Annotated in this window: 21 protein-coding genes and 1 tRNA gene; 3 read left to right on the top strand and 19 right to left on the bottom strand. The window is 67.5% G+C overall.

The genetic code is table 11. From position 1 onward, the window contains the following. Positions 1 to 2: 2 nt before the first annotated feature. From nuoI to tpiA, 12 genes are all read right to left on the bottom strand, one after another. Entirely contained in the window at positions 3 to 491 is a 489-nt protein-coding gene (gene nuoI / locus ABIE51_RS08350) for an NADH-quinone oxidoreductase subunit NuoI (protein ID WP_115840665.1), read from the bottom strand. A gap of 9 nt (positions 492 to 500) precedes the next feature. Continuing rightward, positions 501 to 1,550 (bottom strand): NADH-quinone oxidoreductase subunit NuoH, encoded by a 1,050-nt coding sequence (gene nuoH / locus ABIE51_RS08345; RefSeq protein ID WP_115840666.1) that lies wholly within the window; start codon positions 1,548 to 1,550, stop codon positions 501 to 503. Between the two features lie 3 nt (positions 1,551 to 1,553). Then, positions 1,554 to 3,782 (bottom strand): NADH-quinone oxidoreductase subunit NuoG, encoded by a 2,229-nt coding sequence (gene nuoG / locus ABIE51_RS08340; protein WP_192630375.1) that lies wholly within the window; start codon positions 3,780 to 3,782, stop codon positions 1,554 to 1,556. Then, on the bottom strand, positions 3,779 to 5,146 hold the full coding sequence (gene nuoF / locus ABIE51_RS08335) for an NADH-quinone oxidoreductase subunit NuoF (RefSeq protein WP_192630374.1): 1,368 nt from the start codon (positions 5,144 to 5,146) through the stop codon (positions 3,779 to 3,781). The genes nuoG and nuoF overlap by 4 nt, the downstream gene beginning before the upstream one ends. Positions 5,147 to 5,158: 12 nt before the next feature. Further along, positions 5,159 to 5,686, bottom strand: coding sequence for an NADH-quinone oxidoreductase subunit NuoE (nuoE, locus tag ABIE51_RS08330; RefSeq protein WP_115840669.1), 528 nt, complete (start codon positions 5,684 to 5,686; stop codon positions 5,159 to 5,161). Positions 5,687 to 5,716: 30 nt separating this feature from the next. Next, positions 5,717 to 6,997 (bottom strand): NADH-quinone oxidoreductase subunit D, encoded by a 1,281-nt coding sequence (locus ABIE51_RS08325; protein ID WP_115840670.1) that lies wholly within the window; start codon positions 6,995 to 6,997, stop codon positions 5,717 to 5,719. A gap of 23 nt (positions 6,998 to 7,020) precedes the next feature. Further along, complete coding sequence (locus ABIE51_RS08320) at positions 7,021 to 7,764, bottom strand: NADH-quinone oxidoreductase subunit C (RefSeq protein ID WP_192630373.1); 744 nt, start codon at positions 7,762 to 7,764, stop codon at positions 7,021 to 7,023. 1 nt (position 7,765) lies between these two features. Then, complete coding sequence (locus ABIE51_RS08315; protein WP_115840672.1) at positions 7,766 to 8,338, bottom strand: NuoB/complex I 20 kDa subunit family protein; 573 nt, start codon at positions 8,336 to 8,338, stop codon at positions 7,766 to 7,768. Then, on the bottom strand, positions 8,329 to 8,685 hold the full coding sequence (locus ABIE51_RS08310; protein ID WP_115840673.1) for an NADH-quinone oxidoreductase subunit A: 357 nt from the start codon (positions 8,683 to 8,685) through the stop codon (positions 8,329 to 8,331). Before ABIE51_RS08310 ends, ABIE51_RS08315 begins: the two co-directional genes overlap by 10 nt. A gap of 169 nt (positions 8,686 to 8,854) precedes the next feature. Continuing rightward, a tRNA-Leu gene (locus tag ABIE51_RS08305) sits at positions 8,855 to 8,939 on the bottom strand. A 137-nt stretch (positions 8,940 to 9,076) separates the two neighbouring features. Then, the gene (secG, locus tag ABIE51_RS08300; protein ID WP_157029852.1) at positions 9,077 to 9,574 is read right to left on the bottom strand and encodes a preprotein translocase subunit SecG; all 498 of its coding nucleotides are present in this window, start codon (positions 9,572 to 9,574) and stop codon (positions 9,077 to 9,079) included. Between the two features lie 32 nt (positions 9,575 to 9,606). Then, positions 9,607 to 10,359 carry a triose-phosphate isomerase gene (tpiA, locus tag ABIE51_RS08295; RefSeq protein ID WP_192630372.1) on the bottom strand — a complete coding sequence of 251 codons (753 nt, stop codon included), beginning with the start codon at positions 10,357 to 10,359 and terminating at the stop codon, positions 9,607 to 9,609. 88 nt (positions 10,360 to 10,447) lie between these two features. On the opposite strand from tpiA, the gene ABIE51_RS08290 reads away from it, so the two are divergent. Beyond that, complete coding sequence (locus ABIE51_RS08290) at positions 10,448 to 10,990, top strand: DNA-deoxyinosine glycosylase (RefSeq protein ID WP_192630371.1); 543 nt, start codon at positions 10,448 to 10,450, stop codon at positions 10,988 to 10,990. Between the two features lie 12 nt (positions 10,991 to 11,002). On the opposite strand, the gene ABIE51_RS08285 is transcribed toward ABIE51_RS08290, so the two are convergent. After that, complete coding sequence (locus ABIE51_RS08285) at positions 11,003 to 11,992, bottom strand: isopenicillin N synthase family dioxygenase (RefSeq protein ID WP_192630370.1); 990 nt, start codon at positions 11,990 to 11,992, stop codon at positions 11,003 to 11,005. Between the two features lie 144 nt (positions 11,993 to 12,136). On the opposite strand from ABIE51_RS08285, the gene ABIE51_RS08280 reads away from it, so the two are divergent. Continuing rightward, positions 12,137 to 13,984, top strand: a complete 1,848-nt coding sequence (locus ABIE51_RS08280) for a DUF3413 domain-containing protein (RefSeq protein WP_192630369.1) — start codon at positions 12,137 to 12,139, stop codon at positions 13,982 to 13,984. 45 nt (positions 13,985 to 14,029) lie between these two features. Here the strand turns inward: ABIE51_RS08280 and glmM are convergent, their stop codons facing one another. The 4 genes from glmM to trpB all read right to left on the bottom strand — a co-directional run bounded on the left by glmM (position 14,030) and on the right by trpB (position 18,525). After that, complete coding sequence (glmM, locus tag ABIE51_RS08275) at positions 14,030 to 15,370, bottom strand: phosphoglucosamine mutase (protein WP_192630368.1); 1,341 nt, start codon at positions 15,368 to 15,370, stop codon at positions 14,030 to 14,032. After that, a complete protein-coding gene (accD, locus tag ABIE51_RS08270; RefSeq protein WP_157029846.1) occupies positions 15,367 to 16,254 on the bottom strand; it encodes an acetyl-CoA carboxylase, carboxyltransferase subunit beta in 888 nt (295 codons plus the stop codon). The genes glmM and accD overlap by 4 nt, the downstream gene beginning before the upstream one ends. 99 nt (positions 16,255 to 16,353) lie before the next feature. After that, the gene (trpA, locus tag ABIE51_RS08265) at positions 16,354 to 17,172 is read right to left on the bottom strand and encodes a tryptophan synthase subunit alpha (RefSeq protein WP_192630367.1); all 819 of its coding nucleotides are present in this window, start codon (positions 17,170 to 17,172) and stop codon (positions 16,354 to 16,356) included. A 144-nt stretch (positions 17,173 to 17,316) separates the two neighbouring features. Next, a complete protein-coding gene (gene trpB, locus ABIE51_RS08260) occupies positions 17,317 to 18,525 on the bottom strand; it encodes a tryptophan synthase subunit beta (protein WP_192630366.1) in 1,209 nt (402 codons plus the stop codon). 79 nt (positions 18,526 to 18,604) lie between these two features. On the opposite strand from trpB, the gene ABIE51_RS08255 reads away from it, so the two are divergent. Next, positions 18,605 to 19,492 carry a LysR family transcriptional regulator gene (locus tag ABIE51_RS08255; protein ID WP_192630365.1) on the top strand — a complete coding sequence of 296 codons (888 nt, stop codon included), beginning with the start codon at positions 18,605 to 18,607 and terminating at the stop codon, positions 19,490 to 19,492. A gap of 9 nt (positions 19,493 to 19,501) precedes the next feature. Here ABIE51_RS08255 and ABIE51_RS08250 read toward each other — a convergent pair whose 3' ends face one another. Together ABIE51_RS08250 and truA are read right to left on the bottom strand one after the other, a co-directional pair. Then, positions 19,502 to 20,143: a phosphoribosylanthranilate isomerase gene (locus ABIE51_RS08250; RefSeq protein WP_192630364.1), complete on the bottom strand. Its 642-nt coding sequence runs from the start codon at positions 20,141 to 20,143 to the stop codon at positions 19,502 to 19,504. After that, on the bottom strand, positions 20,140 to 20,976 hold the full coding sequence (gene truA, locus ABIE51_RS08245) for a tRNA pseudouridine(38-40) synthase TruA (RefSeq protein ID WP_192630363.1): 837 nt from the start codon (positions 20,974 to 20,976) through the stop codon (positions 20,140 to 20,142). Before truA ends, ABIE51_RS08250 begins: the two co-directional genes overlap by 4 nt. Between the last annotated feature and the right edge of the window lie 15 nt (positions 20,977 to 20,991).

The raw sequence follows: 20,991 nt of genomic DNA, 5'->3' as shown, positions 1-20,991 counted from the left end.
CCTCAGCGGAAAGGTGCATCGGCCGCGCGACGCTCGGCGATTTCCGCCTCGAGGCGGTCGCCGATGGCCAGCAACTGCGGCTTGGTCACGATGTTCTGGCCGCGCCGGTCGAAGTGGTACTCGTGCACGTGCGTCTCCACGATCGAATCGACCGGGCAGGACTCCTCGCAGAATCCGCAGAAGATGCACTTGAACAGGTCGATGTCGTAACGCGTGGTGCGGCGGGTGCCGTCCTCGCGCTTGGTCGAATCGATGGTGATCGCCAGCGCCGGGCACACGGCCTCGCACAGCTTGCATGCGATGCAGCGCTCTTCGCCGTTGGGATAGCGACGCAGCGCATGCACGCCGCGGAAGCGCGGCGACTGCGGGGTCTTTTCCATCGGGTACATCAGCGTGTACTTCGGCTTGAACAGGTACTTCGCCGTGAGGGCGAGTCCCTGCGACAGCTCGATGAGCAGCAGGCTCTTGAAGTAGGAAACGATGCGATTCATGCCTGCCCCTTACACCCCGGGCTCGAAGATTTTGAAGTACGCCATGACCGCGACCACACAGATCCAGGCGATGGTGATCGGAATGAACACCTTCCAGCCCAGTCGCATGATCTGGTCGTAGCGATAGCGCGGGAACGACGCGCGGAACCAGATGAAGCAGCTGGCGAAGAAGAACACCTTGGCGAGCAGCCACCACCAGCCGTCGACCGACAGCAGAGGGATGCCCCACCCGTGGAACGGGCTCAGCCAGCCGCCGACGAAGAAGATCGAGGTCAGGAAGCTGATCAGGATCATGTTGGCGTATTCGGCCAGGAAGAACAGCGCGAACGCCGAACCCGAATACTCGACCATGTGGCCGGCCACGATTTCCGACTCGCCTTCCACCACGTCGAACGGCGCGCGGTTGGTTTCGGCCACGCCGGAGATAAAGTAGACGACGAACAGCGGCAGCATCGGCACCCAGAACCACTCCAGGAAACCGGAGTTGCCCGACTGCGCCATCACGATGTCGGTAAGGTTCAGGCTGCCGGCGCCGACCATCACGCCGACCATCGCGAAGCCCATCGCGATTTCGTACGAAACCACCTGCGCCGCGGCACGCATGGCGCCGAGGAATGCGTACTTAGAGTTCGACGCCCAGCCGGCGAGGATGATGCCGTATACGCCCAGCGAGGTCATCGCGAGCAGGTACAGCAGGCCCGCGTTCGCATTCGACAGCACGACCTGGTAGTCGAACGGCACCACCGCCCAGGCGGCGAACGCCGGCGCAAGCGCGAGCAGCGGCGCGAGCTTGAACAGGAAGTTCTCCGCCCGCGTGGGCTGGATGACTTCCTTGAAGAGCAGCTTGAAGACGTCGGCGAACGCCTGAAGGATGCCCATGCCGACGTACATCGGTCCGTGGCGTACGTGCATCCAGCCGATGAGCTTGCGCTCCCAGACCACGTAGAACGCCACGGTGATGATCACCGGCATGGCGATGGCGAGGACCTTCAGCACGATCCAGAGGATCGCGCCGATGTTGCCGAGCGACAGCAGCCAGTCGCGGAACGGATCAAACATTGCTTATGCCCTCCCCGCCTGCACGCGGCCCGACATCGGTGCGGTGGCGCCGTGACCGGATTCCACCCACACCGTGCCCGGCGCGACCTTGTCGCTGACCGAGACCGGCAGCGTCGCGGTGCCCGCGGCGGTGTTGAACTTGCCGACCATGCCATCGGCGAAACCGAGCGCGGCGGCGTCCTTCGGATTGATCACCGCCTTCGGCTCGACGTTGAGCGGATGCGACTGCAGCGCCGGCGCGCGGCGCACGACCGCGTCGCTGCGGTAGATCGCCATGCTTGCGGCCACTTCCAGGCCGTCGCCCGAGACGTTCGGCGCTTTGCCGGCCGCAACGTCGACATCGCGCATCTGCATGCCGGCACGCAGGCCAGCCAGGTCGATGAAATCGAAGCCCTTCGCCTGCAGCTCGCCGCCGAGGGCGCGAAGCACGCGCCAGCCGGCACGCGCCTGGCCCGGCAGCTTGCCGCCGGCGACGGTCGCCTGCTGGCGGCCGTCGAGGTTGGTAAGCGTCGCGTCGATTTCCGGCAGCAGGCCGATCGGCAGGATCACGTCGGCGACCGCGCGCGTCGAACGGCACGCGAAGGTGCTGAACGCCACGACCTGCGCCGCATTGAGCGCCTTCAGCGCGGTCGCGGTGTCGGCGAAGTCCATGCCCGGCTCGATGCCGTACAGAACGTAGGCCGAACGTGCATCGGCCAGCATCGACTGCGCGTCGCGCGCGGTCGGAAGCACGCCGTAGTCGGACAGGCCGACGGCGTTCGCGCCCTGCGGGATGCGGTTGAGCGAGGCGCCAGTGGCGGCGGCGAAATCGGCCGCGGCCTTGCGGATCTGCGCGGCGTACGGGCCGTTCTCGGCCAGCGCACCTACGATCACGACCGCACGCGTCGCGTTCTTCGCAATGTCGACCAGGCCGTCGTCGCCCAGCGTCGCAGCGATCTGCGACGGTGCGACGATCGCCTTCTGCGCGACGTCGTAGGTGAAGTCGAAATCGACCGGGTTGACCACGTACACCTTCGCGCCGCGGGTCCAGGCCTTGCGCACGCGCTGGTTCACCAGAGGGAGTTCGTGGCGCAGATTGGAGCCCACGATGACGATGACGTCGGCGTGGTTGATGTCGGCCACCGGCGCGGCGAACGTCGTCGCGTGCGCGGCGTCGCTCAGGTCATGCTGGCCGATGCGGTGGTCGAGGTTGCCCGTGCCCAGCGCTTCGGCGAGGCGTGCCAGCAGCGCGCCCTCCTCATTCGACGTCGCGGGGCCGGCGAGGATGCCGAGCTGATCGGCGGCGTTGTCGCGCAGGATCTTCGCGGCCTTGGCCAGCGCTTCTTCCCACGAGGCTTCACGCCATTCGCCGTTCTCCTTCACCATCGGCACGGTCGCGCGGTCTTCCGCGTACAGGCCCTGGTGCGAATAACGGTCGCGGTCCGACAGCCAGCATTCGTTGACCGCTTCGTTGTCGCGCGGCACGGTGCGCAGCACTTCGCCGCGACGCACGTGCAGGAACAGGTTGCTGCCCAGCGCGTCGTGGTAGCCCACCGATTCTCGCGCGATGAGTTCCCACGGGCGCGCCTTGAACTGGAACACCTTGTTGGTCAGCGCGCCGACCGGGCACACGTCGATGACGTTGCCCGACAGCTCGGTCGTCAGCGGCTTGCCGTCGTAGGTGCCGATCTGCAGGTTCTCGCCGCGGTACATGCCGCCGAGTTCATACGTGCCGGCGATCTCCGCGGTGAAGCGCACGCAGCGCGTGCATTGGATGCAGCGGGTCATCTCGGTGGCGACCAGCGGACCGATATCCTCGTCCGGCACCACGCGCTTGCGCTCGGCGAAACGGCTGACGGAACGGCCGTAACCCAGCGACAGGTCCTGCAGCTCGCACTCGCCGCCCTGGTCGCAGATCGGGCAGTCGAGCGGGTGGTTGATCAGCAGGAACTCCATCACGTTGCGCTGCGACTTGAGCGCCTTGTCGCTACGCGTGGCGACCTTCATCCCGTCCATGACCGGCGTGGCACAGGCCGGCGCCGGCTTGGGCATCTTTTCCACCTCGACCAGGCACATACGGCAGTTCGCCGCGACGGCCAGCTTGTCGTGGTAGCAGAAACGCGGGATCGGAATGCCGGCCTTGTCGGCGGCATGGATGATCATGGAACCCTTCGGCGCGGCCATCTCGACGCCGTCGATGAAGACGGTGACGTGGTCCGGCGGCAGGTTCGGATTTACGGGCTGTGCGCTCATGCGGCGACCTTCTCCACCACCGTGCCGGCGCGCTGGTCGTCGACCAGGAAACGCTTGTTCACGATCGCGTACTCGAATTCATCCCAGTAGTGACGCAGGAAGCCCTGCACCGGCCACGCGGCGGCTTCGCCGAACGCGCAGATGGTGTGGCCTTCGATCTGGCCGGCGGCGGCGCGCAGCATCTGCAGGTCTTCCAGCGTCGCCTGCTTGTCGACGATGCGGGTCAGCATGCGGTACATCCAGCCGGTGCCTTCGCGGCACGGCGTGCACTGGCCGCAGCTTTCCTTGAAGTAGAAACGCGCGATGCGCTGGCAGGCGCGCACCATGCAGGTGTCCTCGTCCATCACGATGACCGCGCCCGAACCGAGGCCCGAACCGGCCTTCTGGATGGCGTCGTAGTCCATCGTGAGCGACATCATCGTCTCGCCGGGCAGCACCGGCATCGACGAACCACCCGGAATCACGGCCTTGATCTTCTTGCCGTTGCGCATGCCGCCGGCGAGCTGGAGCAGCTCGGAGAACGGCGTGCCCAGGCGGATCTCGTAGTTGCCCGGCTTCGCGACGTGACCGGAGACCGAGAAGATCTTCGGACCGCCGTTGTTCGGCTTGCCCAGATTGAGGAACCACTCCGCGCCGTTGCGGATGATCGCCGGCACCGAGGCGTAGGTCTCGGTGTTGTTGATGGTCGTCGGCTTGCCGAAGAGGCCGAAGTTCGCCGGGAACGGCGGCTTGTAGCGCGGCTGGCCCTTCTTGCCTTCCAGCGATTCCATCAGCGCGGTTTCTTCGCCGCAGATGTACGCACCGGCGCCCAGCGCACCGTAGATGTCGATGTCCACGCCGCTGCCGAGCACGTTCTTGCCCAGCCACCCGTGTTCGTACGCTTCCTTCAGTGCCTGCTCGAAGTGCTCGAAGGGCTCGTGGTGGAACTCGCCGCGCAGGTAGTTGTAGGCCACGGTCGAACCGGTGGCATAGCAGGCGATCGCCATGCCTTCGACGACCGAATGCGGGTTGTACCGCAGGATGTCGCGATCCTTCGCCGTGCCGGGCTCGGATTCGTCCGAGTTGCACAGGATGTACTTCTGCGTGCCGCTGCCCTTGGGCATGAAGGACCACTTCAGGCCGGTCGGGAAGCCTGCGCCGCCGCGACCGCGCAGGCCCGAGGCCTTCACCAGATCGACGATGGCAGCCGGATCCATCTTCTCGGTCAGGATCTTGCGCAGCGCGGCGTAACCGCCGGTCTTGAGGTAGTTCTCGTACGACCACGGCGTGTCGTAGTGCAGCGTCGTGTAGACGACGCTGTGCTCCTGCGGAGCCGGGCCGACCGGACCGTAGCCCTGGGAATAATCGTGATGATCGTGCGCCATCTCAGCCGGGCCTCACTTCAGTCCGTCGAGCAGCTCGTCCACCTTCGCGGCGTCGAGCTTCTCGTGGTAATGACCGTTGATGACCACCACCGGGGCGCCGCAGCACGCGGCCAGGCACTCTTCCTCGCGCTTGAGGTAGACGCGGCCGTCGGAAGTGGATTCGCCCAGCTTGCAGCCAAGCTTCTTCTCGGCATGACGCACGAGGTCTTCGGCGCCATTGAGCCAGCAGCTGATGTTCGTGCAGAAGGCGACGTTGTTGCGGCCGACCTGCTCGGTCTCGAACATCGAGTAGAAGCTGGCCACTTCGTACGCCCACACCGGCGGCAGGTCGAGGTACTTGGCCACGGCGGCGATGAGCTCGTCGCTCAGCCAGCCGTCGTTCTGCTCCTGCGCGGCGTGCAGGCCCTGCAGCACGGCCGAGCGCTTGCGGTCCGGCGGGAACTTCGCCAGCCAGTGGTCGATGTGCGCACGCGTCTTGTCAGACAGCGCGACCATCGGGTCGACGTGCTGACAGGCTTCGAAATTTCCGGTCGCCTTCATTTGTCCAGATTCCTAAACGGGCCGCCGCGCTTAGCGGTCGACCTCGCCGAACACGAGATCGTAGGTGCCGATCATCGCCACGACGTCGGCCAGCATGTGGCCGCGAACGATGGCGTCCATCGACGACAGGTGCGCGAAGCCCGGCGCGCGAAGCTTCACGCGGAAGGGCTTGTTGGCGCCGTCGGAGACCAGGTAGCAGGCGAACTCGCCCTTGGGCGCTTCGACCGCCGCGTAGGTCTCGCCGGCCGGCACGCAGTAGCCTTCGGAGAACAGCTTGAAGTGGTGGATCAAGGCTTCCATGTCGTCCTTCATGTCCTCGCGCTTGGGCGGAGCGACCTTGAAGTTGTCGACGATGACCGGGCCCGGGTTGGCCTTCAGCCACTTCACGCACTGCTTGATGATCCGGTTCGACTGGCGCATCTCCTCGACGCGCACCAGGTAACGGTCGTAGCAGTCGCCATTGACGCCAACCGGGATGTCGAAGTCCATCTCCGCGTACTTCGCGTACGGCTGCTTTTTGCGCAGATCCCAGGCGATGCCCGAGCCGCGCAGCATCGCGCCGGTCATGCCCCAGGCCAGCGCCTGGTCGGGCGACACGACGCCGATGCCGACGGTGCGCTGCTTCCAGATGCGGTTGTCGGTGAGCAGCGTCTCGTACTCGTCGACGCGCTTGGGGAAGTCGTCGGTGAACGCCTCCAGGTAATCCAGCAGCGAGCCTTCGCGCCATTCGTTGAAGCGCTTGAGCTTGGCGCCCTTGCGCCACGGCGATTCCTTGTACTTCGGCATCCGCTCCGGCAGGTCGCGGTAGACGCCGCCGGGGCGGTAGTACGTCGCGTGCATGCGCGCGCCGGAGACCGCCTCGTAGCAGTCCATCAGCTCTTCGCGTTCGCGGAAGGCGTACAGGAACACGGCCATCGCGCCCAGGTCGAGCGCGTTGGAACCGACCCACATCAGGTGGTTCAGGATGCGGGTGATCTCGTCGAACATCGTGCGGATGTACTGCGCACGCTCCGGCGCCTCGATGCCCAGCAGGGTCTCGATCGCGCGCACGTAGGCGTGCTCGTTGCACATCATCGACACGTAATCCAGGCGATCCATGTAGCCGATCGACTGGTTGAACGGCTTGGATTCGGCGAGCTTTTCCGTCGCGCGATGCAGCAGGCCCACGTGCGGGTCGGCGCGATGCACGACTTCGCCGTCCATCTCCAGGATCAGGCGCAGCACGCCGTGCGCGGCCGGATGCTGCGGACCGAAGTTCAGCGTGTAGTTGCGGATCTCGGCACCGCTGCCGAGACCGGACGTGTTGCTCACGGTTCCGTTGGAAAGCTGGGCGCTCACTTCTTCACCTCGCCGCGCTGTGCAGCCTCACCCTGCGCGGTCTCGTAACGGGCGTCGTCGCGGATCACGCGCGGGACGAGCACGCGCGGCTCGATCGACACCGGCTCGTACACCACGCGCTTCTTGTCGGCGTCGTAGCGCACTTCGACGTTGCCGATCAGCGGGAAGTCCTTGCGGAACGGATGGCCGACGAAACCGTAGTCGGTCAGGATGCGGCGCAGGTCCGGGTGGCCTTCGAACACGATTCCGTACAGGTCGAACGCCTCGCGCTCGAACCAGTTCACGCCCGGCCACACGGAGGTCAGCGAATCCACCACCGGCAGGTCGTCGTTGTCGGCGAACGTGCGCAGGCGGACGCGCTCGTTGTGCTGGCACGACAGCAGGTGCGCGACCGCGGCGAAGCGGCGCTCCGGCGCGGCAGCGGCGCCGTTGGGCTGCTCGCCCCACACGAAACGGCCGGCGCTCTTGCCTTCGACACCGCGCGAGAAGCCTTCGGAGGACACGTCGGTGTCCCACTCGTCACTGCCGTAGCTGAGGTAATCGACGCCGCTGACGTCGACGCACAGCTCGAAGCCGAACTCGTCGCGCAGCGCGATCGCGGTGGCGAGCCACTGCGGGGCGGCGACGTCGATCGTCACTTCGTTGCGGCCCGGCGCGATGACGACCATCGCTTCGGGGAAACGCGCGGTCAGGCGCCCGGAGAGCGCCTGGGCATCCATGAAATCGTAGGGCTGGGCCATGTCAGCGCACGCCCTGCATGTTTTCGCCGAAGTTGGTGCCGCGGCGGATCTTCTTCTGCAGCTGCAGGATGCCGTACACCAGCGCTTCGGCCGTCGGCGGGCAGCCCGGGACGTAGACGTCCACCGGGACGACGCGATCGCAACCACGCACCACCGAGTACGAATAGTGGTAGTAGCCGCCGCCGTTGGCGCAGCTGCCCATCGAGATGACCCACTTCGGATCCGGCATCTGGTCGTAGACCTTGCGCAGCGCCGGGGCCATCTTGTTGACCAGCGTACCGGCCACGATCATCACGTCGGATTGGCGCGGCGACGGGCGGAACACCACGCCGTAGCGGTCCAGGTCCAGGCGCGCGGCGCCGGCGTGCATCATCTCGACCGCGCAGCAGGCCAGGCCGAACGTCATCGGCCACATCGAGCCGGTGCGCGCCCAGTTCCACAGCGCGTCCATGCTCGTGGTGACGAAGCCGTTCTGCAGCAGCGGGTTGTCGCCTTCAGGGCGCAGGATGTCGTCCAGCCGCCCCTCGGGCAGCGGGTTGTGCATGAGGTCAGAGACGCTCTGGATCACTCCCATTCGAGTGCTCCCTTCTTCCAGACGTAGATAAAGCCGAGCAGCAGCATGCCGGCGAAGATGCCCATTTCCACGAGACCGACCACGCCGAGTTCTCGGAACACGGTGGCCCAGGGCACGATGAAGATGATTTCCAGATCGAAGATGATGAACTGGATCGCGATGAGGTAGTAGCGCACGTCGAACTGCATGCGCGCGTCCTCGAACGCCTCGAAGCCGCACTCGTAAGGCGAGAGCTTCTCGATGGACGGACGCTGGGGGCCGAGCACCTTGCCCACCACCAGCAGGGCGACGCCGATACCTCCGGCGACGATCAGGAACAGCAGGGTCGGCAGGTATTCGGCCAGCACTCGGTGTTCTCTCGCTTCGTTTAGCTCGATCGCGTTACCGCGACCTGGCTCGGCGGCAGCCGCCTGGGTGATCCCCGCGCGAGACTCGGCCCGCCGTGCGTGCCGCACCTCGGTCGGTGGTGCTTGTGGTGCGTTTGCTGCAATTCACTGACAGCAGGGTTGTTCGGTGTGGTGCCCAAGGGGGGACTCGAACCCCCACGACTTACGTCGCTACCACCTCAAGGTAGTGCGTCTACCAATTCCGCCACCTGGGCAATCAAACCCACGCCATCGCTGGCATGTCGTCTTCCTGACGCGATCGGTGCCCTGTGGGCGTTGATCGCTCCGGTCATCGCTGACCGTACCCGGCAATCCGTGCCGGGCCGATGAAAACAAAGTTTACCGCGTTAACTCAGCCGCCCGCAGGGGGTTGCGGCTTTGCCGGTTCCGGCGATTGCGTCGCGGGCGCCTGCTGCGCAGGTGCCGGAGCAGCCGGGACCGCTTCCTGCGCCGCCGGCGCCTGCGGCACCGTGCTGGCCGGAGCGGCGCTGGCCGGGGCCGGAGCGGCCGAAGGCGCAGCCGGAACCGCGGCGTTGCCGGTGGCCGGCGCCGGTGCGCTCGGAACCGCCGGGACTTCGGCCATGACACCGCTCGGCGCGGCGCCGGTGTCGCCCGTGGCCTTGCGGGTGGCCTGCCAAGCCATGAAGAGGCTGATCGCGAAGAACGCGATGGCGAGCCACTTCGTCGCCTTGGACAGGAAGTTCGCCGAACCGCGCGCACCGAAGACGGTGGCCGACGCGCCGCCACCGAAGCCGGAACCGGCCTGGGCGCCTGCGCCGCGCTGCATCAGGATCAGCGCAACCATCGCGATCGCGATCAGCACATAGATGACGTTGAGCAGCAACAGCATCGTGGGGTTCTACGAAAGTGGTTTCGAGTACGTCAGGGTGCCGCCGCGACAGCGATGGCGTGGAAGTCTTCGGCCACCAGCGAGGCGCCTCCGACCAGGCCGCCATCGACGTCCGGCTGCGCGAACAGCGCGGCGGCATTGTCGGCCTTTACGCTTCCGCCGTACAGGATCGGTAGCGAGCCAGCGATTCTAGCATCGCGCGCAGCGATTTCGCTACGGATGAATGCATGGACCTCCTGGGCCTGCTCCGGGGTCGCGGTCCGGCCGGTGCCGATGGCCCAGACGGGCTCGTACGCGACGATCGCGCCTTCGAACACGCCCTCGCCGCCCAGCTCGAACAGCGGGGCGAGCTGCTTCTCGATGCGCCACTGCGTCTTGTCGTCCTCGCGCTCGGCCAGACTTTCGCCGACGCAGAGGATCGGCGTCAGGCCGGCAGCCTTGCAGGCGAGGAACTTGCGGGCGACCAGCTCGTTGGTCTCGCCATGGAACTGGCGACGTTCCGAATGCCCGACCAGGCCGTAGCGCGCGCCAACGTCCTTGAGCATCGTCGCGGACACTTCGCCGGTGTAGGCGCCCTTCTGGTTCTCGCTGACGTCCTGCGCGCCGAAGGTCAGGCCCTTCTCGCCGTAGCGCACGACCAGGCCGGCCAGGTACGGCAGCGGCGGCAGGATCAGGCGTTCGACGCCCTGCGGCGCCGGCATCGCGACGAGCGCGTCCAGCAGCGCCAGCGCGAAATCGCGATCGCCATGCAGCTTCCAGTTTCCGGCAACGATCTTGCGGCGCATGACCACTCCTCTGCGTCTTTCGGGATTGCGGCGGCACGACCGGCCGCGAGCGGCGGCAAGTTTACTCCACGTCGGCGAGAATCCCCCCATGGACACGCCATCGCGCGCGGATTCGTCATTGCTGCAGGGTTTTCCGCCCGTCGCCACGCGCGATGCGCGCGTGCTCGTGTTGGGCAGCATGCCGGGCGTCGCGTCGCTGCAGGCCGAGCGCTACTACGCGCACCCGCGCAACGCCTTCTGGCCGATCATGGGCGAACTCGTCGGGGCCGATCCCGCGCTGCCCTACGCGCAGCGACTCGCACGCTTGAAATCCGCCGGCATCGCGCTGTGGGATGTGCTCGATCGTTGCGAGCGCGAAGGCAGCCTGGACTCGGCGATCGTCGATGCGACGGCGCAGGCGAACGACTTCGCCGAGTTCTTCAAGCAGCACGCGAAGTTGAGGACGGTGCTGTTCAACGGGGCCAAGGCGGAAGCCGCGTATCGTCGTTTCGGCCCGCCGCTGAAGGCATTCGGCCTGCTCGCATTCCGCCTGCCCTCCACGAGCCCGGCGAACGCGGCGGTCGCCTTCGCCAAAAAACTGGCCGCCTGGCGCGAAGCGCTGCAGGCGGCCGGAGTCGTCAAATCCGATTGACCGTTGCTGCGATTACTTCAGCTTGATCTCGCGCAGGCGCTCTTCCAGGTAACCGTGCGCGGTGATCGCTTCCGGATAACGGCTCGGGTTTTCGGCCGTGACGCACGAAGGCAGCACGTCGATCAGGAAATCCGGGTTCGGATGCAGGAAGAACGGCGTGGAATAGCGCGGCTGGCGTGCCTTCTCGCCCTTCGGGTTGACCACGCGATGCGTCGTCGACGGATACACGTGGTTGGTCAGGCGCTGCAGCATGTCGCCGATGTTGACCACGATGGTGTCGGCGTCCGCCGTGAACGGCACCCACTCGCCCTTGCGCGACAGTACTTCCAGGCCTTCTGCGCTGGCGCCGACCAGCAGCGTGATCAGGTTGATGTCCTCGTGCGCACCGGCGCGGACGTTGGGGACGTCGTCGGTGGTGATCGGCGGGTAGTGGATCGGGCGCAGGATCGAGTTGCCCGAGTCGGTCTTGTCGGCGAAGTAGCTCTCCGGCAGGCCGATGTGCAGCGCTAGAGCGCTCAGCACGCGCGAACCCAGCTGGTCCAGCGACGTGTACAGGCCATAGGCGACGTCGCGGAATTCCGGGATTTCCTCCGGCCACAGGTTCGGCGGCATCACGTCGGCGTACTTCGAATCGCGCGGGATCTCGCGGCCGACGTGCCAGAACTCCTTCAGGTCGAAGTGCTTGGAATCCTTGGCCGTCTCCACACCGAAAGGCGTATAGCCGCGCGCGCCGCCGCTGCCGGGGACGTTGTACTTGCGCTTCACCTCGTCCGGCAGCGCGAAGAAGCGCTTGAAGACGTCGTAGGCGGTGTCGATCTGCGCGTCGGAGATCTCGTGGCCGCGGATGCCGCAGAAGCCCCACTCGCGGTACGCCGCGCCGAGTTCGGCCACGAAGGCCTCGCGATCGGCCGGGCTGGCAGGATCGCTGAAGCGGCGGATGTCGAGGGTCGGGATGCGGTTCACGTCGATTCCTGTTGCTGCGGGTCTGGAGGAGCCGCACATGATACCGCCCGCAGCCGGCAGGCCGGGCTCGCGGGGACGCCGGCGGGCCGTTCAGGCGGGATGTCTTTCCGCATGGGCTCCGCGCGACGGCATTGCCGGATAATGGTGGGCTTTTTTCCCGCCCCTCCTACCCCGCCCGGACGAATGGAAGACGTCGCCCCTCCCCTGCGCCAGCGCGCGAACGCCTGGCTGACCGGCCTGATCCTGGGCAACGCCGTCCTGGCCTGCCTCATCACGCTCAGCAACATTCCCCTGACCGACGCCGGCAGCGCCTGGCATTCGACGCTGTTCCTGCTGCTGGCCCTGCCGGGGCATTTCATCTTCTTCGGCGCGATTGTCGCGCTGCCGGCGTACGTGCTCGGCCGCGTCGTCCGCAATCCGCGCTGGATGATCGCGCTAGCCGTGCTGATGCAGACGGGGTGGCTGCTCCTGCTGCTCGCCGACGCGAAGGTCTTCGCGCTGTATCGCTTCCACCTCAATGCGATGGTGGCGAACATGATCTTCGGCGGCGCGCTGCAGGACCAGGTCGCCTTCTCGGCGAAGATGTGGGCGCTGATCGCGCTTGGCGCGGCCACGCTGCTCGCGCTCCAGGTCCTGGGCGCGCGGCTGTGGTGGCAGGCGCTGCGCCGCCGCCCGGTCCTGCTCCACATCCGCAAGGCGTGGTGGATCGCCGTCTCGCTGTTCCTGGTGAGCCAGGGCATGGCGGCGTACTCGGACGCGCGCGGCGATCGCGCGGTGATGTCGCAGCTGACCTACATCCCGTGGGCGCAGCCGATCACACTGAAGAACGCGCTGCACCGCTTCGGCGTGCAGACCGCGCAGGCCCATGAACTGCCCGATGCAGGCGATCGCCTCGGGTATCCGCGAAGCGCGCCGCAATGCGCGGCCTCGCCATCGCTCAACGTGCTCTTGGTACTGGTGGAGTCGCTGCGCCACGACATGCTCGATCCTGCCGTGATGCCCAACACCTGGCGTTACGCGCAGGACGCGCAGTGGTTCCGGAACCACTACAGCACGGGCAATGCGACGCGCTTCGGCCTGTTCGGGCTGATGTACGGGCTGCCCGGCGGCTATTGGCAGGCGATGCTGGCGCAGCAGCGCGGGCCGGTGATGATCGACCGCATGCTCGCCGACCGCTATGCGATGCACATCTACGGCAGCGCGCCGCTCTACAGCCCCGAGTTCGACCGCACGGTGTTTTCGAAGGTGCGCGACCGCATCGTCATCGGGCCGCCGAAGGCCAAAAGCGCCGAACGCGACCGCTTCGTGGTCTCGCGCATGCAGGCCGACATCCGCAACCATCCGAAAGGCCAGCCGTTCTTCGGCTTCGTCTTCCTGGACTCGCCCCACGCGCCGTACCACCTGCCGGATGGATACCGCTCGCCGTTCCAGCCGATGGCGCAGGACGTGAACTTCCTCAACCTCGGCCCGGACCACGACCCGACGCCCGAATTCAATCGCTACCGGGCAGCCGTGCATTACAGCGATGCGCTGATCGGCGAACTGCTGCACACGCTCGAACAAAGCGGACTTGCGAAGAACACCGTCGTGCTCATCACCGGCGACCACGGCGAGGAGTTCAACGACATGCGCAAGAACTACTGGGGCCACAACGGTAATTTCTCGGACTACCAGCTGCGTACGCCGTTCGTGCTGCACTGGCCCGGCCGTCCGGCGCGTCGCGTGGACGCGGCGACGTCGCACGAGGATTTCGTCCCCACCGTGATGCGCCACGCGCTCGGCTGCGAAAGCGACAGCGCGGATTACTCGACCGGCATGGACCTGTTCGGCGAGCTCCCGCGCAAGCGGCCGCTGCTGGTGGAAAGCTGGTCGCAGCGCGGCATCCGTGACGGCGCGCTGATCTACCTGTTCGACAACTTCGGCTCGGCCAGCGTGGTGGATCGCAACTACGACGCGATCCCGGACGCGGACGTCTCGGCCGATGCGGTGCGCGAGTCGTGGGAAATGCTGACGCGCTTCCAGAAGCGCTAGCGTGAACCTGCCCTCTCCCGGGTGACGGGAGAGGGCCTTAAACCCTCAAGCTGCCGCAGTGACGGCAGCAGCGAGCTTGTCGAGCGTGTCCTGCATGAGCGTGGCGTCGTCGGCTTCCACCGTGACGCGCACGACCGGCTCGGTGCCGGAGGGACGCAGGAAGGCACGACCACGGCCGGCGACGGCCTTTTCGGCCTCCGCCAGCGCGGCTTTCACCGAATCGGCTTCGGCCGGCTTCGAGCCCGCAGCGAAGCGCACGTTCACCGTCTTCTGCGGCACCTTGCGGAAATCGCCCAGCGCCTCGCGCAGCGAGACGCCGCGGCGCTTGAGCACTTCCAGCACCTGCAACGCGCTGACGATGCCGTCGCCGGTGTTGGCGCGATCCAGGCACAGCATGTGGCCCGAGGTCTCGCCGCCCAGAACGCCGCCGTTGGCGACCAGTTGCTGGTGCACGTAGCGGTCGCCCACCTTCGCGCGGATGAAGCCGATGCCCTGTTCGGCGAAGGCACGCTCCAGCGCGTAGTTGGTCATCAGCGTGCCGACGACGGGGCCGCGCAGGCGACCGGTCTGCTGCCAGTCGGTCGCCATCACGTACAGCAGGTCGTCGCCATCGCAGATCACGCCGTTGCCGTCGACGAACAGCACGCGATCGCCGTCGCCGTCGAACGCGATGCCGATGTCGGCGCCGGTCGCGCGCACGTGCTGGACGAGCGTGTCCGGGTGGGTCGAACCCACGCCGTCGTTGATGTTGATGCCGTTGGGGTCGATGCCGATGGCATCCACGCGAGCGCCGAGTTCGCGCAACACGAGCGGCCCGAGCTGGTAGGTCGCGCCGTTCGCGCAGTCCATCGCGATACGCAGGCCGCCCAGGTCGAAGCCCTTCGGCACGGAGCTCTTGCAGTGCTCGATGTAACGTCCCAGCGCGTCGCGCGTGCGCACGGCCTTGCCGAGCTGCTCGGACGGCACGGTGCGGAACGGGTGTTCCAGCGCGGCTTCGATCGCCAGCTCGGTGGCGTCGTCAAGTTTCTCGCCTTCGGCGGAGAAGAACTTGATGCCGTTGTCGTGGTGCGGGTTGTGCGAGGCGGAAATCACGATGCCGCCGTCGGCGCGCATCGAGTGCGTCAGGTGCGCGACGGCCGGCGTGGGCATCGGGCCCATCAGCTGCACGTCGACGCCGGCCGCGACCAGCCCGGCTTCCAGCGCCGCCTCGAACATGTAGTTCGAGATGCGCGTGTCCTTGCCGATGATCACCACCGGATTGCGCCAGTCGCGACGCGGCAGCGCGTGGCCGTAGGCATTGCCCAGGCGCAGGACGAAGTCGGCCGAGATCGGCCCCTCGCCCACGCGTCCACGAATGCCGTCGGTGCCGAAGTACCGGCGACTCATGCAGCCGCCTCTTCTGCCGGCGGCTGCGGCTGCTTCATCATCAGCGCGAGCAAGGTTGCGAGGCGATCACGGAGTTCGCGGCGATCGCAGATCTGGTCAAGCGCGCCGTGTTCCAGCAGGAATTCCGAACGCTGGAAGCCTTCCGGAAGTGTTTCGCGCACGGTCTGCTCGATCACGCGCGGGCCGGCGAAGCCGATCAGCGCCTCGGGCTCGGCGAGGTTGAGATCGCCCAGCATCGCGAACGAGGCCGACACGCCGCCGGTGGTCGGATGCGTCATCACCGAGATGAAAGGCAGCCCGCGGGCGCGCATGCGCGCGAGCGCCGCCGAGGTCTTGGCCATCTGCATCAGCGAGAACAGGCTTTCCTGCATGCGCGCGCCGCCGGTGGCGGTGAAGCAGACCATCGGACAGCCGAGTTCGACGGCACGTTCGGCTGCGCGGGTGAAGCGTTCGCCGACGACGGAACCCATCGAGCCGCCCATGAAGGCGAAGTCGAACGCGGCGGCGACCAGCGGCCGCTGCTTCAGCGTGCCTTCCATCGCGATCAGCGCATCGCGCTCGCCGGTGGACTTCTGCGCGGCCTTGATGCGGTCGGCGTACCGCTTCTGGTCCTTGAACTTGAGCACGTCGGTCGGGCCGAGTTCGGCAGCGATCTCGCGCGTGCTGCCTTCATCCAGCAGCGCGGTCAGCCGGACGCGCGCGCGGATGGCCATGTGGTAGTTGCACTTCGGGCAGACCTCGAGGTTTTCCTCGAGCTCGGGGCGGTACAGCACCGCGCCGCATCGGTCGCACTTTTCCCACAGGCCTTCGGGCACGCTGCGGCGCTTGGCGGCGCCGGTTTCGGTGCGGATGCCCGAGGGCATGAGTTTCTTGAGCCAGGACATGCGTTGAGAGTATTCCCGTTCAGGCGTGAAGAATGCCGGAGCGGGCCCCGGCGGAAGCGGGGCAGTGTAGCGCAGCGGGCGTCGGCGCCCGGCGCTCCGCTACGCCGATTCCGCGATGGCCGGAATGCCGTCCAGCGCGGCGCGGAGCGGCGCCAGGAACGTGCGGGCCTGTATGGCGGGCTCGGTCGCGTCGGCCAGCGCCGCCACCAGCGCGCTGCCGACCACGACCCCTTCGGCCTCGCGTGCCATGGCCGCCGCGCTGGTGGCGTCCTTGATGCCGAATCCCGCGACCACGGGCACGCGACTTCGCTGGTGGATCGCGTGCAGGCGCTCGCCCGCCGCCCCGGTGTCGAGCCGGTCCGCAGCGCCGGTCACACCGGCGAAGCTGACGTAGTAGAGGTAGCCCTGCGCGGCGTCGCAGAGGAGTTGCAGGCGCTCGTCCGTCGTCGTCGGCGAGGCCAGCAGGATCAGCGCGAGGTCATGTGCGGCGAACGCGGCACGGAACTCGCTCGACTCTTCCGGCGGCAGGTCCACCAGCAGCACACCGTCCACGCCCGCATCGGTTGCATCGCGCGCGAACCGCTCGGCGCCACGGATTTCGACGGGGTTGAGGTAGCCCATCAACACCACGGGCGTGTCGGCGTCGCGTTCACGAAATTTGCGCACGCTTTCGAACACGAAGGACAGGCCCGCGCCGCGCGACAGCGCGCGCTCCGAGCTGCGCTGGATGGTGGGGCCGTCCGCCATCGGATCGGAGAACGGCACGCCGAGTTCGATCACGTCCGCGCCCGCCTCGACCAGCGCGTGCATCACCGGCACCGTCGCCTCCAGCGAAGGATCGCCCGCGGTGACGAACGGGATCAGCGCCTTGCGGCGATCGGTGCGCAACTGGGTGAAGCGTCGGTCGATTCGGTTCATGGCGATGCCGTGTCGGGGAGCGCAGCCTCTCAAGGGGAAGGCCCGGAAGGCGTGGGATGGGAGGGAGGGAGATCCCGCCGCGTTCCCGACCTTCCCCTTGAGAAGCCGCAAACGTTGCCTGCGTACCGGAACGCAGGCGCGGTGCTAGAGCGAAATGCCTTCGCGTGCGGCGATGGTGTGCACGTCCTTGTCGCCGCGCCCGGAAAGGTTGCACAGCACGATTGCGTCCTTCGGCAGTCCACGCGCGAGCTTGATCGCCTGCGCGATCGCGTGGCTGGATTCCAGCGCGGGCAGGATGCCCTCGGTGCGCGAGAGCTGATGGAACGCCGACAGCGCTTCCGCATCGGTCACGCCGACGTAATCCGCGCGTCCGCTGTCCTTCAGGAAGGCGTGCTCGGGACCGACGCCCGGGTAGTCCAGGCCCGCCGACACCGAATGCGTTTCGATGATCTGGCCATCGTCGTCGCACAGCACGTAGGTGCGATTGCCGTGCAACACGCCCGGGCGACCCGCGGCAAGCGATGCAGCGTGATGCCCGGTTTCCATGCCCTCGCCCGCCGCTTCGGCGCCGACCAGTCGCACGTCGGCATCGTTGAGGAAGGCGTGGAAGATGCCGATGGCGTTGCTGCCGCCGCCGACGCACGCGGTGACCGCGTCCGGCAAGCGACCGTACTCGGCTAGCATCTGCGCGCGCGCCTCGCGACCGACGACCGCGTTGAAGTCGCGCACCATGCGCGGATACGGATCGGGGCCAGCGACCGTGCCGATGATGTAGAACGTGTCGCGCACGTTCGTGACCCAGTCGCGCATCGCCTCGTTGAGCGCGTCCTTCAGCGTCGCCGAACCGCTGGTCACCGGCACGACGGTCGCGCCGAGCAGTTTCATGCGGTAGACGTTGATCTTCTGGCGCTCGATGTCGGTGGCGCCCATGTAGACCACGCATTCCAGCCCGAGCCGCGCCGCGACGGTGGCGCTGGCAACGCCGTGCTGGCCGGCGCCGGTCTCGGCGATGATCCGCGTCTTGCCCATGCGGCTGGCGAGCAGCGCCTGGCCGATGGTGTTGTTGATCTTGTGCGCGCCGGTGTGGTTCAGGTCCTCGCGCTTGAGCAGGATGCGCGCGCCGCCGACCTCGCGGCTGAGCCGCTCGGCGAAGTAGATCGGACTGGGGCGGCCGACGTAGTGCGCCAGGTCGGCGTCGAAGGCCGCGTTGAAGGCGGGATCGACCCGCGCCGCGTCGTAGGCGGCGGCCAGTTCCTCCAGCGGCCCGATCAGGGTCTCGGCGACGAAACGACCGCCGTAGCGGCCGAAGTGGCCGGCGGCGTCGGGGAAGGCATGGAAGTCGGGGCGGGACATGCCGTGACTTTAGCGAACGACATCCGCCGGGAACATGCATAAAATCGGATTGTCCTGTCAGAAAACCTCACAGGTTTGAATGAGCCGAGACCTACCCCCGCTCAACGCCTTGCGCGCCTTTGAAGCCGTCGCCCGGCTGGACAGCGTCAGCCGCGCGGCCGAGGAGCTGCACGTCACCCACGGCGCCGTAAGTCGTCACCTGAAGGCGCTGGAAGAGGCGCTGGGGACGGCGCTGTTCGTCCGCGAAGGCCGCGGCCTTGCCCTGACGCCGGCCGGACGGCGGCTGCACGAGGCCGCCGACGGCGCCTTCGCCCTGCTCCGCCAAAGCTGGAGCGACCTGCGCCGGCGCCCGCAGCAGGCTCCGCTGGTGCTCGGCTGTCCGGGTAGCGTGCTGGCGCGATGGATGATCCCGCGGCTGGACCGCCTCGCCCGCGAGCGCCCGGACCTCACCCTCCACCTCGCAGCCAGCGAGCGCACGCCGGACGTGGCGCTGACCGGGCTCGACGCCGCGCTGTTGATCGACCGCGCGCCCTGGCCCGCCGACTGGCAGGTGCACGAACTGGCGCCCGAACGCCTCGGCCCGGTGGTGAGCCCTCGCTTCGCCGGTTTCGATCGCCTGCGCGACGCGTCGCCCGATGCGCTGGCACACGAATCGTTGCTGCACACCCAATCGCGCCCGCAGGCGTGGTCGGACTGGGCGGCGGGGAGTGGGCTCGACGCCGACGCGCTGCACATGGGCACCGCGTTCCCGCACCTGTACTACCTGCTGGAAGCGGCGAATGCGGGGCTGGGCGTGGCCATCGCGCCCCAACCGCTGGTGGCGGAGGATCTGGCCGCGGGCAGGCTTGTCGCCCCGTGGGGTTTCGTCGAGACGCAGGCACGTTGGGTGCTGGTCACGCGACGCAGGACGAACGATCCGCGCGTCGCGCTGCTGGTGGCGTGGCTGCGCACCGAACTGGCGGGCTGATCGCGCGGATCAGCGCGGCAACGAATCCGCGCGACGCACTTCCTCGACGAAGCGCCGCATTCTCGCGGCGTCCTTCTCCCCGGGCGCCGACTCGATGCCGCTGGAGACGTCCACGCCCCACGGGTGCACGGTGTTCACCGCCTCGAAGACGTTGTCCGGATGCAGCCCGCCGGCGAGCAGGAACGCGCGCCCGGAATCGTGCGGAATGCGCGACCAGTCGAACCGATGCCCCGTGCCGCCCGCGCCGCCGGCGGCGTGGCTGTCGAGCAGCAACGCGACAGCACGTGCATGGCGCGACAACGCATCCGATGCGACGTCGCCGCCCATCGCGACCGCCTTGAGGTAGGGCACGCCGAACGCCTCGCTGAAGGCTTCGTCCTCGCTGCCGTGGAACTGCAGCAGCGTCGGGCGCACTTCGTCGATCACGCGCTGCACGTACGCGGCCTCGTTGTCCATGAAGAGCGCAACGACGTCGATGCCATCCGCAACCACGTCACGCAGCGCGCGCGCATGTTCGATGTCGAGCCTGCGCGAACTGCGCTGTGCAAACACCAGGCCGATCGCATCCACGCCCAGTTCGCACGCCAGCGCGATGTCGTCCGCGCGCGTCATGCCGCAGAACTTGATGCGCGTGTGCGCCGACGCGTTCATAGCGTCACCTCGGCGGGAAGGTTCCACTGCGCCGGATAACGCGGCCCGAGGAACACCAGTCCGGTGGGCGGCGCGGTCGGACCTGCGACGGTGCGGTCGCGCGTTTCGAGCAATTCGGCGATCCAACGCTCGGGTTTCTCACCGCTGCCGACCATCAGCAGGCTGCCGACGATGTTGCGCACCATGTGATGCAGGAAGGCGTTCGCCTGCACTTCCACTTCGACGACGTCGCCTGCGCGCGTGACGCGGATGTCCTGCAACTCGCGCCACGCGTGCGGCGACTGGCAGTGCACGGTGCGGAAGGAGGAGAAGTCGTTTTCGCCCAGCAAGGCCTGCGCGGCGCGGTGCATGGCGTCGGCGTCCAGCGGGCGGCGTTCCCAGCTCAGGTACTGCCGGCCCAGCGCCGCGCGCACGGGGCGGTTGAGGATGCGGTAGCGATAGCGGCGCGCACGCGCGGAGAAACGCGCGTGGAAGTCGTTCGGCACCGGCCGGCACCAGCGCACCGCGATGGACGGCGGCAGGCGGCTGGTGACGCCGAGCATCCAGCTGCGCGGATCGCGCACGGCGTGGCTGTCGAAATGGACGACCTGGCATTCGGCATGCACGCCGGCGTCGGTGCGCCCGGCGCAGATCGTCTCGACCGGGTGGCCGGCGACGAAGGAGATCGCGAACTCCAGCGCGGCCTGCAGGGTTTCCTCGCCTTCGCGCTCCGGCTCGCCGTGCTTGCTCAGGCGCTGCCAACCACAGAAGCCGTTGCCGTCGTATTCGATACCGAGGGCGAAGCGGCGCGTCGGGGCGGTGTCGGGCGGGGAGGATTCGGCGGGCGTGTTCACGGGGTGCGGCGTGAG

The sequence above is a fragment of the Lysobacter sp. OAE881 genome, from assembly GCF_040546665.1.
Taxonomy (GTDB): Bacteria; Pseudomonadota; Gammaproteobacteria; order Xanthomonadales; family Xanthomonadaceae; genus Lysobacter_J; species Lysobacter_J soli.
The sequence above is the reverse complement of the archived record's forward strand: the minus strand, read 5'-3'. Positions and strand labels throughout refer to the sequence as shown.

Bases quoted from the DNA above. Each gene is read 5' to 3' on its own strand.
- accD (WP_157029846.1), bottom strand. From the start codon at position 16,254: ATGTCCTGGCTCAAGAAACTCATGCCCTCGGGCATCCGCACCGAAACC.
- tpiA (WP_192630372.1), bottom strand. From the start codon at position 10,359: ATGCGCCGCAAGATCGTTGCCGGAAACTGGAAGCTGCATGGCGATCGC.
- glmM (WP_192630368.1), bottom strand. From the start codon at position 15,370: ATGAGTCGCCGGTACTTCGGCACCGACGGCATTCGTGGACGCGTGGGC.
- ABIE51_RS08290 (WP_192630371.1), top strand. From the start codon at position 10,448: ATGGACACGCCATCGCGCGCGGATTCGTCATTGCTGCAGGGTTTTCCG.
- ABIE51_RS08255 (WP_192630365.1), top strand. From the start codon at position 18,605: ATGAGCCGAGACCTACCCCCGCTCAACGCCTTGCGCGCCTTTGAAGCC.
- nuoI (WP_115840665.1), bottom strand. From the start codon at position 491: ATGAATCGCATCGTTTCCTACTTCAAGAGCCTGCTGCTCATCGAGCTG.
- trpA (WP_192630367.1), bottom strand. From the start codon at position 17,172: ATGAACCGAATCGACCGACGCTTCACCCAGTTGCGCACCGATCGCCGC.
- ABIE51_RS08250 (WP_192630364.1), bottom strand. From the start codon at position 20,143: ATGAACGCGTCGGCGCACACGCGCATCAAGTTCTGCGGCATGACGCGC.
- nuoG (WP_192630375.1), bottom strand. From the start codon at position 3,782: ATGAGCGCACAGCCCGTAAATCCGAACCTGCCGCCGGACCACGTCACC.
- ABIE51_RS08320 (WP_192630373.1), bottom strand. From the start codon at position 7,764: ATGGCCCAGCCCTACGATTTCATGGATGCCCAGGCGCTCTCCGGGCGC.
- nuoE (WP_115840669.1), bottom strand. From the start codon at position 5,686: ATGAAGGCGACCGGAAATTTCGAAGCCTGTCAGCACGTCGACCCGATG.
- secG (WP_157029852.1), bottom strand. From the start codon at position 9,574: ATGCTGTTGCTGCTCAACGTCATCTATGTGCTGATCGCGATCGCGATG.
- trpB (WP_192630366.1), bottom strand. From the start codon at position 18,525: ATGTCCCGCCCCGACTTCCATGCCTTCCCCGACGCCGCCGGCCACTTC.
- nuoF (WP_192630374.1), bottom strand. From the start codon at position 5,146: ATGGCGCACGATCATCACGATTATTCCCAGGGCTACGGTCCGGTCGGC.
- ABIE51_RS08285 (WP_192630370.1), bottom strand. From the start codon at position 11,992: ATGTGCGGCTCCTCCAGACCCGCAGCAACAGGAATCGACGTGAACCGC.
- ABIE51_RS08280 (WP_192630369.1), top strand. From the start codon at position 12,137: ATGGAAGACGTCGCCCCTCCCCTGCGCCAGCGCGCGAACGCCTGGCTG.
- nuoH (WP_115840666.1), bottom strand. From the start codon at position 1,550: ATGTTTGATCCGTTCCGCGACTGGCTGCTGTCGCTCGGCAACATCGGC.
- ABIE51_RS08315 (WP_115840672.1), bottom strand. From the start codon at position 8,338: ATGGGAGTGATCCAGAGCGTCTCTGACCTCATGCACAACCCGCTGCCC.